This window comes from Brevibacillus sp. FSL L8-0520 (assembly GCF_037963895.1).
In the GTDB taxonomy this organism is placed as follows: domain Bacteria; phylum Bacillota; class Bacilli; order Brevibacillales; family Brevibacillaceae; genus Brevibacillus; species Brevibacillus borstelensis.
Genome location: NZ_CP150171.1, coordinates 912324 through 927293, shown reverse-complemented (window position 1 = coordinate 927293; position 14970 = coordinate 912324). Strand labels below are relative to the sequence as shown.

Here is a 14970-nt window from a genome sequence, read left to right as displayed (position 1 = left end):
GGCTCCTATCATGAACTTCCGATTTTTTTTCGCAAGTCGTCACAAAGAGGTGATTTCCTTGATCGAAATGCAGCGAAAAACAAACCGCCTGTTTACCAATGAACTTCCGAAATGGGCCCTCATCGTACATAAGGTGATGATTTCCCTTCTCTTTCTTATTGCCGTCCCCCTCTGCGTACTCAGCCTGATCGCCTTGTTTACCGAGGACGACCTGTCTATTTTTCTGTTCTTGGGCATTATCGGCGGGGGGGTTTTCTGGTTCGGGCGTTTTTGCTACAAAAATTTGCTTCAATATACGCAGCAGCGGTTGATCGTGGAGCTGCGGGAGGACGGGTACTTTACGTCTTTTTCCAACCAAAAAACGAACGAGAAGCAGACCATCTTTCTCCCGTTTGCCGGGATGGAGTACGTTTTGCTGGGGATGGATTATCAGTATGCGGTGAAGGCAACCCCCCGCTCTACTGGCCCCGGCGGCAAAGTTGTTTTTTACCGGGTCGTCAAACTCATGATAAGCGGCATCAGTTCAGATAGGAAGCATGAAGTGGTCAGCTTTCCCATCGGTGATCAGCCTACGCTTGACGAATGGGTGAACGTGTTTCAAGCCAATCAAGTCCCGGTCCTTGTTACAGATAAAGCATTGAGCGCTGTTCCTTATACAAAAGAAGGGATCGATGCGGTACCGAAAGCTCCATACCAGGGTACCCTCCCGTTTCGGATCGGCTCGGAAGCAAAAGAGCTCGACAACGTGTTCCTGACAGAAGAGCAGCAGAAACAGCAGGCGGAGAAAAAGAAAAAAAACCGGAAGAGAATGCGCGGCTTTCTCATCGGCTTGGGGATTTTGCAAATGTTGATGGTCCGTTATTGGTTTATCGATTGGCGCGTTGTAGACGAATCTGTCTTTAGCGATAAAGCGGATGATACCCTGGTCTTGTTTCTCACTTTGATCGGATTGCTTGTGATCAGGTTCTTCACGCAGTCGAGCCGGTGGTTCGACCCGTTAGTTGACATGCTGGTGCTCTTTGGCGGTTTGACTGTCGGCCTTCTCTGGACTCTCGTCAGTGTGTCAGTGCCGGATGGTTTTTCGTTCGCTGTCTACTCGCATTGGCTTTTGAACTGCTTTCTCTACGCGCCGTTTGCCATTTTCATGATCGTTCGGCAGCTCTTGCGCGATCGAAAAGAAAAAAAGCAGCAGCGCGAGCAAGCTGTGTAATGCACAAAGGAAAAAAAGGCTTGTTTGACGTGATCATGCAAGGTATGCCTGCACAAGCAAAGAAAGCTTGCAGAATCACCAAATGCCTTCGGAATTACAGAATGCCTGCAGAATCACAGAATACTCGCCTCTTTTATGGGCAGCCGGTAGCTTTTTACCAAGGTCGGACCGCTTTGAATATCCTTTTCGGGAGCGCGCTCAAAACCGAGGCGTTCATACAGGCTGATGGCAGATGCCATGATGTCTGTCGTGTGCAGATGCAGTGCGGATGCACCCAGCTTGCGCGAACGCCTGACGCTCTCCTTGATCAATTCAGTGGCTACCCCTTTTCCTCTCGCTTTTGGCAGAACCGATAAATAGCGAATAATCGGGGTGTCGATCTGCAGCTCCGGCAAGCCATATGCCTCTTTGGCTGACATGTACAACTGCACGGCGCCAACGATCTCTCCATCGTATTCGGCTACGATGCGCGCGAGCGGACGGTCATCTGCCGCCGACTCGCGCAGCTCTTCCCGATACTCCTCCCATCTTCCTTCCGGCAACAGGTGCTCATACTCTTCATACGCTTCCACCAAGAGCTTCTGAATTGCTTCCCGGTCCCCGGGAGCGGCGACGCGAACACGAATTTGACTTGAACCGCCCATCTGTCACACCCACCCTTCCTCTTTTCGTCCATGCTTTGCCTGAGACCCGCGAAAAAGGAGTCTTCGCTTGGAAGCTGTCGTAATTATAACCATAAATTCATATAGGTTATATAGGAATTATGATTGTAACTATACATGCGCCATTTTTCGGCGTCAATGCGCATTCTAATAAAGTTATTCCATCATAAAATAGAAAGAATTTATAACGAGGCTGACTCAAGCAAATACTTGGGGGAGAGAGTCTCACACTATTTTTCCTGCCAGGAGGTTTACGTAATGGGGGGCCTGCACGTTTATTTGCGCGATCGTGCCGAGCGAACGCCTGATGCGGAGGCAGTCGTTTCCGGCGACAAACGTTTTACTTATCAAGCTTTTTTTGAGCGTGTAAACCAGCTTTCGATGTATTTGCAATCGATTGGAGTGCAAAAAGGAGACCGTTTCGGAATCCTGTGCAAAAACAATCACCCCTTCCCGACGATTCTGTTCGCCGTCTTGCAGGCAGGAGCGGTGGCGATGCCGATCAACTGGCGACTTACCGCCTACGAAATGGAAGGAATCATTCAGACAGGAGCTCCCAAGGTTTTATTTTACGACGAGGAATTTGCCCATTCTCTGTCTCATGTCAAAGGAATGATCGAGTTTGCGATCGCTGTCGAGGCAGGCGGCGAGCTGACCGATGCTTTCGCTTCTATTTTTGAAAATTCTCCTCCTCCCGAGCCCCCTGCCGTTCCCGTTTCGGATGAAGATCTCGCTTTGATTCTGTTCACCTCGGGAACGACCGGGATTTCCAAGGGCTGCATGATTTCCCACGGATGCTACGACGCTTATTTGCGGTGCATTGATCCCGATCTGCGTTCCGGCTTCCGCTTTCTGGCCGTTCATCCGCTCTTTCACATGAGCAGTACGTCCATGATCCTGTTCAACGTCTACCTGGGAAATACGATGGTGTTTCTCGACGACGACGCTCCGGTTTCGATCCTGAAGACAATCGAAAAGGAAAAGATCAACGCGATGTTTGCCTTTCCTTCCGTATACACCTATCTGCTGGAGGAGATCAGGCAAAATACGTGGGACCTCTCCTCTCTTGTCCACGTGGCATCGGGAGGCACGCGTGTTCCTGCCTCGCTCATCCGGAGCTATGCCGAACTGGGGATCCCGATGGGGCAAGGATACGGAAGCACGGAGGCATCCTTCGTCAGTCACTGGAATTTGCAAATGGGGCTGGATACGGCAGAATCCGTGGGCAAGCTCTTTCCCGGCGTCCAGCTGAAGATCGTCCATCCCGACACAGGCGAAGAGCTGCCACCGGGACAAACAGGAGAACTGATGGTGAAAAGCCCCTATATTTTCAAGGGCTATCTCAACAATCCGGAAGCTACACAAAAGGTTTTAATCGACGGCTGGGTACGTATGGGCGATGCCGGCAGACTCGACGAAAACGGGTTTTTGTACATCTCCGGACGGTACAAGGAGATGATTCTCTACGGGGGAGACAATGTATACCCGGCTGAAATCGAAGAAGTGATTCACCAGATCGAGGGCGTGATGGAAGTGGCCGTCATCGGAGTCCCGCATGAGACGATGGGCGAGGCGCCCCGGGCGTACGTAATCAAAAGCGGAAACAGTCCGCTGACGGAGTCGGACATCGTTCGCGCTTGCAAGGAAAAGCTGGCGGAATACAAAATCCCCGAGGTGGTGTTTGTCGCTGACCTCCCTAAAAACGGACTGGGAAAAGTCATGAAGCATGTGTTGCGAGAGCAAGCCCTGTCCGAAATGCCAGTACGTTCCACCTGACGAAAAAACCGTCCCAGACTTTAGAGTGGGACGGTTTTTCACTATGGCAAGCAAACCATATTGGACGTGTGCCTCTCCCGGCCCGCATTGCAGCGCTCCATGGCGGCAGTCGGGCCAAATGGAGCGGTCTCTTCCGGCCTTGCCTGTATATTAATCAGGTATCGGAAAATGGACATAAAACGTACTGCCTTCTTTGCTTGTCTCCACATCAATTCGCGCCTGATGCCGGTTTGCGATGCTGTAGCAAACAGCCAGCCCCAAGCCGGTGCCTTCCGCCTTTGTCGTAAAGAACGGAGTCCAGATTTTGTCCAAAAGGTCTTCCGGGATTCCAGGTCCTTGATCCGCGACTTCCAAAACAGCTTCTCTGCCCTGCACATATGTCTTGATGGTCAAGGTGCCGCCACGCTCCATCGCTTCGAGCCCGTTCAATGCCAGATTGAGGAAAAGCTGGCGAATTTCTTTGCCATCCAAATAAAGCTCGGGACAATCCTCCAGCATCGTCTGCATGTTTTTTCCGCTCAGAGCCGCTTCCGCCTGAACGAGCGGCAGCAGCGGTTCAATCGTATGGAACAAATGCTGCTTTTTCAGATCGCTTGTCTTGTTTTTGGCGAGAGTAAGAAATTCGGTAATGATCGTATTGGCACGATCCAGCTCGGTAATCATAATATCGACGTATTGGAGCGACCCTTTCTCCTGATTTCCTTTTTCCAACTGCAAAAATCCCCGGACAGTCGTCATCGGATTGCGGATCTCGTGGGCAATCCCGGCTGCCATCTCGCCGATCAGATGCAAGCGATCCAGGCGAGCGATCTCTTTTTCCAAATAGACTCTCTCGGTAATATCGGTGACCACGCTAAGGATGCACCGTTCACCCTGAATTTTGATCGTCTCGGTAGACAACAATCCTTCCCGGATGTCACCCGTTCTTGTCATGTACGTAATTTTTTCGTTTCGGATCGCGTCCTCCAGATCGATGGCCCGCTCCCGTTTGCGCAAGTCCCCCGCCAAAACGAGCCGGTCTTCAGAGACATTCTTTACTTCCTGATAATCATAGCCGGTGTAAGCCAGCCAGCTCTTGTTGACATCGATATATCTGCGGTCCTTGCATGACCGGATCGCGATCAGACAGGGGCTCGACTGGAAAATCTTCTGAAACAGCTCCTGCGAGAGCACCAGCTCCTGTGTCCGTTCGCTCACCAGTGCCTCCAGGTGCTGGTAATGCTGTTTCCGCTCAATCTCCAGCTGCTTTCTCTCCGTAATATCCCGAATCGAACAAACGTAGACGTGCTTCTGCTGAATCGTCGCCTTCCTGATCTGCACATCAACCGGAAAGACACTTTTATCCTTCCTGCCGGCAACAGTTTCCACGATATTGTCTACCGGAATCTCATCGGCCCCTCCGAGAGCGGATAGCAAAAGGCCGATCGGCTTTCCGACAACCTCCTCCACCCGATAGCCAAACATGCTCTCGATGATCGGGTTTGCAGATAAAACAATCCTCTCCTGATCAAAGGTAAGAATGGTGTCGGCAGACGTTTCGACGATCGTCCGGGAAAGCGCTTCGCTTTTTTGCAGCTCCAGCATGGTGTGCTGGTGGCTCTTGTTCGCTTCCTGAAGCTCCAGCGTGCGAATGCGGAGCATTTCCCGCTGGTACTCGATCTGCTTCTGCTTCCGGTACAATTGGATAAATCCTTCTACCTTCATGCGCAAAGTGTCCGGGTGAAACGGCTTGAAAATGTAGTCAATCGCTCCTGCTTCGTATCCTTGGACGACGTGCTCGGTCGCCTTGCTGATCGCCGTGATGAACAAGATGGGAATATGCCTCGACAGCTCCCGCTGCTTGATCAGCTTCGCTGTCTCAAAGCCGTTTATCCCCGGCATCTGCACATCGAGAAGGATGCAGGCAAAGTCCTCCTTCAGTACCCAGCGAAGCGCCTCTTCTCCGGACTGGACAGAGATGAGATGATACCTGGGAGAATCAAGCACGGCCTCCAGCGACAGCAAGTTCTCTCTCCGATCATCCACGAGCAGGATATTCACCTTGTCTTCCGGCTCCCCCGCTCCCTCACTTTGCTTGACAAGCATGCTTGCAAAAGGGTCATGGCAATTTGCGATAAAGCTTTTCCGTTCCGAAAACTTCCTCGTAGCAGTTCGCATGGGTTGTAAATACAACTCCTTCCTTATCCCCAAGACCGAGAAAACCATTGGCGCAAAGGCTTTCATAAAATAACTTGTGAACGTGGTTCTGAAGAGTCTCATTGAAATAGATCATGACATTGCGGCAAATAATGACGTGGAACTCATTGAAGGAACGGTCCGTAACCAAATTGTGCTGGGCAAATACCATGTTATCCATCAAAAAGGGCTTAAACTGGACGGAACCATTGATCACGTTGTAGTATTCGGAAAAAGCCCGCTTCCCCCCGGCACGCATATAGTTTTTTGTGTACTGCTGCATTTTTTGTATCGGAAAGATGCCTTTTTTCGCTTTTTGCAGCACCTTTTCATTGATGTCGGTTCCATACAGCCTCGTTTTCGGCAACAGTCCTTCTTCATGCAGCAGAATGGCCATCGAAAAAACCTCTTGTCCGGTAGAGCAGCCAGCATGCCATATTCGAATAAACGGAAGTCTCCGCAGCTCAGGCACAATTTTTTGCCGAAATGCGAGAAAAAAGAGCGGATCGCGAAACATCTCCGTGACGTTAATCGAAAAGTCCGATAACAGCTTATCCATCATCTTCGGGTCATGCAGCACCTTTTCTTGCAGGGCTGAGATCGTGGGGACTTGTTCGATCCGTATCCGGTGCCAAATCCGGCGCCGGATCGATGAGTAGTTGTAATTTCGGAAATCGTATCCATACTGACGGTATATTCCCTCCAGCAGCAGGTTGATCTCGATCTTCTCCAATTCTTCAAATTCGTCTGGTTTCAGATCCGGATGACTTTCGCCAAGAATGGATACTCACTCCTTTCCTTCCATTGGACTGTACAGCCATACTCGCATAAGCGAGATCAGCTGTTCCATTTCAACTGGCTTGCTGATGTAGTCGGAAGCCCCTGCTTCGATGCATCTTTCCCTGTCGTGCTTCATCGCCTTGGCTGTCAGGGCGATGATCGGGAGCTTCTCCATCGAAGGCATTCTGCGGATCGCTTCGATAGCTTCATACCCGTCCATTTCCGGCATCATGATATCCATCAGCACGATGTCGACGTCGGGATTGTCCTCCAGAGCCTGGATGCCTTCCCTTCCATTTTCCGCATAGATGACCGTCATTTTGCGCTCTTCCAAAGCGGCGGTCAACGCAAATATATTTCGCATGTCATCGTCGACCACCAGTGCCTTTTTCCCGATCAGCCCTTCGCCATCAACACTGACAGGCGGCTGATCCTCCGCCGCGGTCATCCCCGCCGCGACTGGCGGCAGGGAATAGGGGTCGGAGCCGGTACTGATTTGCTCCTCAATCGGCAGATACAGGGTAAACGTGCTTCCCATCCCTTCGACGCTCTCCACCTGGATGAAGCCGCCCAACAGCTTGGCCATCTCCCGGCTGATCGAAAGTCCCAACCCCGTCCCTCCATACTTGCGGCTGGTGGTACCGTCAGCTTGTTGAAACGCTTCAAAAATAATTTCCTGTTTTTCCGCAGGTATGCCGATTCCCGTGTCTTGTACCGCGATGGAGACGTACGCAATGTCGTCGATTTCCTCCCGCGATAGCTTGAGGCGAATCTCGCCTTGAGACGTAAATTTAAACGCATTGGACAGCAGGTTGGTGATGATTTGCTGCAGGCGCTGCTCATCGGCCCATAGTTTGTCTGGCACATCGTCAGCAATCTCTACGGAAAACCCGAGTCCTTTTTGAATGGCGAGCGGCCGAAAACCGCGTTCGGCATAAATGGCAATCGACTTGATCGACACCTCGCCTCTGTTGATCTCCATTTTTCCCGATTCGACCTTGGTCAGGTCCAGAATTTCGTTGATCAAGGTAAGCAGGTTTTTCCCTGAGGTAAAAATGGTGGTGGCATATTCCACCTGCTTGTCTGTCAAGTTTTTCTCCTTGTTCTCGGACAGGATTTGCGACAGGATCAGCAGGCTGTTTAAAGGCGTTCGCAGCTCATGGGACATGTTGGCGAGGAATTCGGACTTGTACCGTGATGCCTTTTGTACCTGCTCGGCCTGCTTCTCCAGCTCTTCCTTCACCTTCTCCAGCTCTCTGGCTTTCAACTCGGAATTTTTGTACTGTTCCTCCAGCTTTTCGTTGATGCTGCGCAGCTCTTCCTGCTGCAGCTGCAGCTCCTCGGACTGGCTTTGCAACTCTTCTGTCAACGTCTGTGACTCCTTCAGCAGCTTGCGGACCTGCATGTGAACAAAAATACTGTTGATGGCGGTTCCCATCGTACCGGCGACTTCCTCCAGCAGATTTCTTTGCAGCTCCGTAAACGGGAGAAACGAAGCGAGCTCGAGAACAGCCAGCACTTGTCCTTCGTGTGAGACCGGCACCAGGATGAGCGAACTGGGGGCCGAGCTGCCCAGTCCGGATGAAATCTTCACGTAATGCTCCGGCAGCTTGGAGATCTGGATGACCTTATTCTCCACTGCGCACTGCCCTACCAGCCCTTCGCCTTCCTCAAAAGCAAGGCTCCCGATTTCTTGTGAATCCCTCGCGAAAGTGCCCGCCTTTACAAAACGCCAATGATCGGACTGTCCTTCCCTGATGTAAAATACGCCGTAACTCGCTCCGACCAAGGGGGTAATCTTCCGAATCAACAGCTCCGCCAGCTTATTGATGTCGTGCACGCCTTGATAGGTGGCTGTGATATCGGCGAGCTGTGTCTTCAGCCAGCTGTGCTCCTGCATGGCCAACGTGAATTCTTTTTCCTGCTCGGCATGCTCTTCCAGCGTCTGGGCCATTTCATTAAAAGCTCTGGCTATGTCTCCGATCTCATCCCGACTCGTGACGGGAATGCGCGGGAACTTGTCCGTTGACCTGTACCCGACTGACGAAATAATGGAAGTGATTCCCGTCAGATTTTTGCTGATCCCTCGTATGACCCAGGCCGTTACAGCGCTCCCCGACAGCAGTCCGAAGATCATCAGGTAAAAGGATAGCTTTTTGATAAACTCGTACTGTTCCATGGAGCGGTCGTAAGCGTCGTCCAGGAGCGATTCCTGCAGGGCCTTTACGTTGTCGATCATATGGAATAGCTCGTCCTTCTGACCTTTCATATCAGCGTTGATCAGGGCGATCGCCTCTGTTTTCTGTCCGGCTTCTGCCAGCTCGCTGATCCTTCTGGACAATTGCGTATAGATTTGATATTCGGATGCAATTTGGCTCAGCAATACCTTTGTACGGTCATGTTCCGTTTTTTGCGTGAGGACATCGAATGCGGCGGACGCTTTGCTAATCGATTCTTCCAAAGCCCGCTTGTCTTTATTAATGCTCTGCGGCGTTTCATCGATGACGATCCCGGCTACCAGTCTGCTCATGTTGTTGACATGATTTTGCATATTATTGGCCGCTTTCAGCTTCATGTACCTGTCATCGACTATCTCATTGATGTTTTGAGTCAGGTGTGTCAGCGCATTGGAAATGGTGCCCAAAAGCACCAGCATGAGCACTAGCAAGAAGCCAAAGCCAATCAGCAGCTTCGTTTTATATTTCATGGAAGGTTCCTCTCTTCCTCGAAATGTGTAAAGGTTTTGACAATTTTCTATTCTTCTCTATCACATTAGTGAATCCTTCCAGTCCTTTCAATTCTTCTCGTTTTTTTGTTTCGCAATCCGAAATTGTGCATAAAAAAAGCCAGTTGGTTTCCCAACTGACCTTGTCAAACTTTATTTTGTTCCTTATACGCCCATTTTTCTGCGCTGATTGCTGATTTTCTTTGTTTGCTGGCTCTTCATCATTTGATTGCCCGCCGCTTGATGCTTCTGTTGGCCTTTCGCACCTTGCTGCGCTTGCTTCTTCTGCTCCAGCATGCGCTTTGCGGCTTCGGCCAGACTTACCTTTTTCACTTCTTCTCCTGCTCCGGCAACGCTCGATTTGTCGTTTTGCTCCATCTACTTTTCACCTCAAGGTTCTTGTGCCATATGTCTGAAATTTTACCATCTCCGGGGTAAAAGTTCCAGCCATGTTGCCCTGAGATTGAGCGGATTTTACAATAGCCGCTACTTTAATGACCGGTGCAGGAACGATTTTGTCCGCTCGTGTTTGGCATTGTGGAACAGCTCGTCCGGCGAGCCCGATTCGACGATCTCGCCGTTGTCCATGAAGACGATTTTGTCCGCCACCTCTTTGGCAAAGCCCATTTCGTGCGTGACCACGACCATCGTCATATGTTCCTCGGCCAACTGCTTGATCACCTGCAGCACCTCGCCTGTCAGCTCGGGATCGAGGGCGGAAGTCGGCTCGTCAAACAACATGATGGCCGGATTCATCATCAGCGCCCGGGCGATCGCCACCCGCTGCTTTTGGCCGCCTGACAGCTTGGCCGGATACGCCTCTTTCTTGTCGGTCAGGCCTACCTTCCGCAGGAGCTCATCCCTTTTGCGGCGACTCTCTTCTGCCGGCTCTCCCCTCACAAGCCGGGGAGCCAGCTCAAGATTCTCCTGTACCGTCAGATGGGGAAAGAGGTGAAAGTGCTGAAATACCATCCCCATTTTCGATGTGATGCGCTTGATCCCCTGAGGATTTGCATAAACGCCGTCCTTTACGAGGTACTCGCCTTCCACAGCGATGCTCCCGCCGTTCACCTGCTCCAGGTTCACAAGGCTTCTGAGCATGGTGCTCTTGCCCGAGCCGGACGGACCGATCACAGCGACGACCTCGCCTTTGCCGACCTCAAAGGTAACATCCTTCAGCACATCCAGCGTACCGAATGATTTTTTCAAATTGGTTACTTCGATGATCCCCATTCGTCTCCAGTCCCTTACTCAAATTTGAACCGTCGCTCCAGCGATTTGAAAAACAGTGTCAATACGAAAGCCATGAGCAAATAGATAATGCCGGCTATGAAAAAGGGAGCGATGGTAAAGTCGCGGTTGACGGCGGTCTGCGCGAAATAGAGCAGCTCGGGCACAGCCACGGCATACAAAAGCGCCGTATCCTTGACCAGCGTAATCGACTCGTTGGCGATCGCCGGCAGTGCGACGCGAACCATCTGCGGAACAATAATCTTGGTAGTGGTTTGCCATCTGTTCAAGCCGAGCACCTGGGCAGCCTCATACTGCCCCTTGTCAATCGCCAGCAGCCCGCCTCTGAAAATCTCGGCAAAATAGGCCGCGTAGTTCAGGATGAAGCCGAGACAAGCGGCGACGAAGCGATCCATGACGAGGTAGTCGCCGATGACGGGAATGATCGGCAGCCCGAAGCAGATGAACAGCAGTTGCAACAGCAGCGGCGTTCCTCTGACCACGTATATATACGTGTGGGCAAACCAGGCAAGCGGCTTGCTCTTGCTGTTTGCCATGAGCGTCAGTACAAAGCCGAGCGGCAAAGACGCGATGATCGCGATGAAGAACAGCAAAACCGTCATCTGTGCCCCTTCCAGCATCGGCACCGTAATATTGATTAGATAATCGATGTTCATCTTTGATTGGCTCCTTGCGATACGCAGCCCGCCTTCTTTTTCCCTTGAAGAAACATGACTGCGCGAAATCTTCCGTTCGTACAAATGGCAAAACCGGATTTGAAAAACAATCCGGTTTCCCTATTATTTTAAAACCTTGTCCTCGCCAAACCACTTCTCGGAAATCTTTGCTGCCGTACCGTCCTGGTTCATGGCATCGAGCGCTTTTTGAAGCTGCTCCAGCAGCTGTTCGTTTCCTTTTTTCACGCCGACTCCGTACTCTTCAGGCGCCAGGCTTTCATCCAGCAGTTTGAAGGTGTCTTTTTCCTTGGACATGTAATAGCGCGCCACCACTTCGTCGATGACGACCGCATCGACGCGGCCGATCTTCAAATCGCTCAGCGCCAGTACATTGTCTTTGAATTCCGTGACGCTGTTCAGCTTGTCCTTAATCGCGCTTGCATTCAGCGCATCGGCGGCAGAAGACTGGGCCTGCAGGCCGACCTTTTTCCCTGTCAGGTCGTCCAGCTTGCTGATATCGGATTTCGCCAGAACCGCTACCACCTGCGCATTTTTCAGATAAGGCTTGGTGAACAGCACCTTTTGTTTTCGCTCGTCCGTAATTGTATATCCATTCCAGATCAGATCAATGCGTCCGCTGTTCAGCTCTGATTCCTTCGCATTCCAATCAATCGGCTGGAAGGTCGCCTTGTAGCCCATCTTTTCTGCTGCCGCCCGCGCGTAATCAATATCAAAGCCGACAATCTCGTTTTTCTCATCGCGGAAACCCATCGGCGCAAACTTGTCGTCAATCCCGATCACCAACGTCTTGTCGTCCCCATTGGCGGAATTGGCGCCGGAACATCCGGTGATCAGCGAGAGGATGATCCCGCATGCCAGCCACAGTGCTCCTATTTTCTTCATCTTGTATACCCCCTGAATAATGGACCGTGTTTAGTAGTTATAAACATTTTTAAGTGCTTCACGTTTAAGAGTGTATACTTTATTACGGTAAAATGCTAATTCGATAATATACTAAAATATCTTCTTTTTGCTGTTTTAGTTCTATCATTCTCGTGATTTCTTCCGTTTTCTTTTGTTTTCACCTTTATTGAACTCCTTAAAGGAAAAACTCCCCCATTGATTTACAAGGGAGGAGATGCATTTGCTATTTGTGATTGTGGTTCGACTATCGCCATGCAGCACCGGCCGACAGCTTCTTGCCGGAAAAAAGCAAACAGGCCCGTTACCCGGAAACCTCCTTGGCAAAAGCCAAAGCGCTGCTTGAGGAAGCGGAGCGAGCACGGATCATCGACCGAATCGAGCAGCTGATCCGGGATGAAAACTGGCTCCTGTACGGCTTTCACAAGCAGAAAGAAGCACGCTATCACCCTGCACTGAAAGGATTGTCCATTGAGTCGTTCAGCTGGGTAGACTTTTCGAAATTGTGGATCAAGCGTTGAGGGAGTTGTGGCTTTGCATAGGATAAAAGAACTTTATAAAATTTTACAAATTATGAGAAATGTGCTATTTTCATAAATGGGAAAAATCAGGAAATCAAAAGGTATAATCGGAAGGTGAAAGTATCATGGGGGACAGTGTAGGCGTACTTCACTATACGACCATCGGTGATATGATAAAGAGATACCGTGAACGGGAACAACTGACTATCACACAACTTGCCAATCTATCCGGAGTTCACAAAGGTGTAATTTCAAAAATAGAATTGGGCGACACGAAACGCCCTGAACTCAGAACGATCAAACCCATTGCAAATGTTCTGGGAATCCCCTTTCCGGAAATAGTCGAGCAATACATCGAAGTAGAGCGGCGGGTCGATGTGCTACGTGAGCTTTTATTGGAGGTCATTCGTTTTTCGAACCAGACATTGATTTCAAAGGTGGCTCTGAAACTCCTCGAATCGCCTCTAGAAGATACTAATACTGCAATTGAGCAACTGTACGATCTAGCTGATACCCTTACCGATACTGACTCGAAATTAGCGCTGTTTAAATTGATTGTGAGATACTCTCGCGAACGAGGAATCCCTCTATTTATTGCAAAGGGATTGCTGCAAACCTATATGATCGAGCGCCTTGATCTGAAGCGCATGGACGAATCCTATAAAGATGGAGAAGAGATATTACATTATATTGAGTTTCTTTCCAAAGAACAAAAAATTAATTATTACTTCAGAATGGCGCTCCAAGCCTTTGCAATCAAAAAATACAAGCAATGTATCAAATTATGCGAATCGGGTCTTGCACTGGAAACGAATGATACTGAGCTCAAAGCTAGAGCTTATCTGGCTATGATCAACTCCTACTACTTCCTGGATCAATTTGATGCCGTAGAAAAACATCTGGATGTATTTGAAAAATTTGAGTACGACTTTGTTAGCGACTCGACCAAGATCAATCGTGCCGCTACCAAGGTAAGAAAGAAAGAGTATGACGAAGCGATCCCAATGTTGAAAACGTACTTGTGGGAGCTGGCACAAGAAAACAGAATCCATATGGCGAACGAGTTGCTTGATATTTATTTAGAGACCGGAAACTTGGATAAAATCACCGAGTTAATAAAAAAAGAGAAGGACCTACTGCCAAGAAAAGTAGAGACACCCTACAAGCATTTGTCACTAGGGATATATTACCAGAGAAAAGGCTCCTACCAGGTACAAACCGGATTGATTCCCGAAGGAATGGAAAGCTTCATCAAAAGCCTGAGCATACGGAGAGATTTATGCGCTTGAGGAGATCATGAAATGCATAAATGACATCTTCTCCTTTTTCTCGAAAAATTCCATATCTATTGACATTCAATATGTCACGGAACTAAGCAATGTGTATAATAGTATTACAGGTAAAATTAGGAAGTAGGGAGGAAAGTGAAATGAAAAAAGCACTGATGACTATGTTCTTATCTCTAGCCCTGATGGTAACGGTAGGCTCGTTCACCGCGGGGAAAATTGTCGTTTCCCCTCCTGCCAATTCTGCACCGATTGTTAAAAATGTAGCAGACCCAGGTTATTAATGCGAAACAGTTTTTAGACGAAACGATTGTCGAACGTTCCGTAGAATGTAGGTAAAACTCCCTCGGTGTACCAATAACTGAGGGAGTTTTACTTTATTTTTATATATAGGGTAGAAACCGGGAAAGTAGACGAGAATTGTTGTCCCTCTTCCTGCTAATGTAGTACCGATTGTTGGGCGGCACCTAGGTTATTCATTCAACTATCTTTTTACGGAACGCTTGTCAATGCGTTCCTTTTTGATTTACTCCCTTGTAGATTCTCGTCGAATATTGTAAACAATCACCCATCTCCAATTTTTGTAAATAAATGTGCGACGGCTTGTATACTGGCAAAGAAGATGCATTTATTTCTGTAAAGGGGATGATCCTATGACCGCTCGATGTATCAATGAAAAAATGAAAGAGACATTCCTCATTTCGCCACGCAGAAAAGAAACGTCTCATTTTGTTGCAAGTTTAACCAAATTAGCGAGATGAAAACAGGCAAAACCTCCAAATCTAAAACTGTAAAGAGTGACGATATGGATACAACAGATGAAGTAAAGATTAGTAAAATCATTGAGGACTTAAAAAAACAACTGCTTCATTTGGTCAAAAACAAGGGACTTCAGGATGAAGCCGTCATTGAACTGAGTCAGAAGTTGGACAAATACATCGTGCTGGCTCAACGCAACATGAAAAAGTACAGCCGTCGCTGAAAACTCCCAACCTGCTCCATCACCG

At 49.3% G+C, this 14970-nt stretch carries 14 protein-coding genes; 6 read left to right on the top strand and 8 right to left on the bottom strand.

Annotated features, from left to right (window positions below):
* The first annotated feature begins 10 nt into the window (after positions 1–10).
* Positions 11–1210 (top strand): hypothetical protein, encoded by a 1200-nt coding sequence (locus tag NSQ24_RS04835; protein ID WP_216620949.1) that lies wholly within the window; start codon positions 11–13, stop codon positions 1208–1210.
* 113 nt (positions 1211–1323) lie between these two features.
* Here the strand turns inward: NSQ24_RS04835 and NSQ24_RS04830 are convergent, their stop codons facing one another.
* On the bottom strand, positions 1324–1854 hold the full coding sequence (locus NSQ24_RS04830) for a GNAT family N-acetyltransferase (RefSeq protein WP_003389292.1): 531 nt from the start codon (positions 1852–1854) through the stop codon (positions 1324–1326).
* A 276-nt stretch (positions 1855–2130) separates the two neighbouring features.
* On the opposite strand from NSQ24_RS04830, the gene NSQ24_RS04825 reads away from it, so the two are divergent.
* Complete coding sequence (locus tag NSQ24_RS04825) at positions 2131–3648, top strand: class I adenylate-forming enzyme family protein (RefSeq protein ID WP_339167345.1); 1518 nt, start codon at positions 2131–2133, stop codon at positions 3646–3648.
* Between the two features lie 150 nt (positions 3649–3798).
* Here the strand turns inward: NSQ24_RS04825 and NSQ24_RS04820 are convergent, their stop codons facing one another.
* The 7 genes from NSQ24_RS04820 to NSQ24_RS04790 all read right to left on the bottom strand — a co-directional run bounded on the left by NSQ24_RS04820 (position 3799) and on the right by NSQ24_RS04790 (position 12138).
* Complete coding sequence (locus NSQ24_RS04820) at positions 3799–5805, bottom strand: PAS domain S-box protein (RefSeq protein ID WP_339167343.1); 2007 nt, start codon at positions 5803–5805, stop codon at positions 3799–3801.
* On the bottom strand, positions 5747–6604 hold the full coding sequence (locus tag NSQ24_RS04815) for a protein-glutamate O-methyltransferase CheR (RefSeq protein WP_051567392.1): 858 nt from the start codon (positions 6602–6604) through the stop codon (positions 5747–5749). Before NSQ24_RS04815 ends, NSQ24_RS04820 begins: the two co-directional genes overlap by 59 nt.
* Positions 6605–6610: 6 nt before the next feature.
* Positions 6611–9310: an ATP-binding protein gene (locus NSQ24_RS04810; RefSeq protein ID WP_031932086.1), complete on the bottom strand. Its 2700-nt coding sequence runs from the start codon at positions 9308–9310 to the stop codon at positions 6611–6613.
* A 183-nt stretch (positions 9311–9493) separates the two neighbouring features.
* Positions 9494–9706, bottom strand: a complete 213-nt coding sequence (locus NSQ24_RS04805; RefSeq protein ID WP_003389297.1) for a hypothetical protein — start codon at positions 9704–9706, stop codon at positions 9494–9496.
* Positions 9707–9814: 108 nt separating this feature from the next.
* On the bottom strand, positions 9815–10561 hold the full coding sequence (locus tag NSQ24_RS04800; RefSeq protein WP_003389298.1) for an amino acid ABC transporter ATP-binding protein: 747 nt from the start codon (positions 10559–10561) through the stop codon (positions 9815–9817).
* A gap of 14 nt (positions 10562–10575) precedes the next feature.
* Positions 10576–11235 (bottom strand): amino acid ABC transporter permease, encoded by a 660-nt coding sequence (locus NSQ24_RS04795; protein ID WP_003389300.1) that lies wholly within the window; start codon positions 11233–11235, stop codon positions 10576–10578.
* A gap of 123 nt (positions 11236–11358) precedes the next feature.
* A complete protein-coding gene (locus NSQ24_RS04790) occupies positions 11359–12138 on the bottom strand; it encodes an amino acid ABC transporter substrate-binding protein (protein ID WP_024984260.1) in 780 nt (259 codons plus the stop codon).
* 338 nt (positions 12139–12476) lie between these two features.
* Here NSQ24_RS04790 and NSQ24_RS04785 point away from each other — a divergent pair, with 338 nt between their 5' ends.
* From NSQ24_RS04785 to NSQ24_RS04770, 4 genes are all read left to right on the top strand, one after another.
* The gene (locus NSQ24_RS04785; protein ID WP_141334151.1) at positions 12477–12677 is read left to right on the top strand and encodes a hypothetical protein; all 201 of its coding nucleotides are present in this window, start codon (positions 12477–12479) and stop codon (positions 12675–12677) included.
* A gap of 125 nt (positions 12678–12802) precedes the next feature.
* Positions 12803–13966, top strand: coding sequence for a helix-turn-helix transcriptional regulator (locus NSQ24_RS04780; RefSeq protein ID WP_339167340.1), 1164 nt, complete (start codon positions 12803–12805; stop codon positions 13964–13966).
* 140 nt (positions 13967–14106) lie between these two features.
* A complete protein-coding gene (locus NSQ24_RS04775) occupies positions 14107–14247 on the top strand; it encodes a hypothetical protein (RefSeq protein WP_155807985.1) in 141 nt (46 codons plus the stop codon).
* Between the two features lie 521 nt (positions 14248–14768).
* Positions 14769–14945 (top strand): aspartyl-phosphate phosphatase Spo0E family protein, encoded by a 177-nt coding sequence (locus NSQ24_RS04770; protein ID WP_122957607.1) that lies wholly within the window; start codon positions 14769–14771, stop codon positions 14943–14945.
* Positions 14946–14970 lie beyond the last annotated feature (25 nt).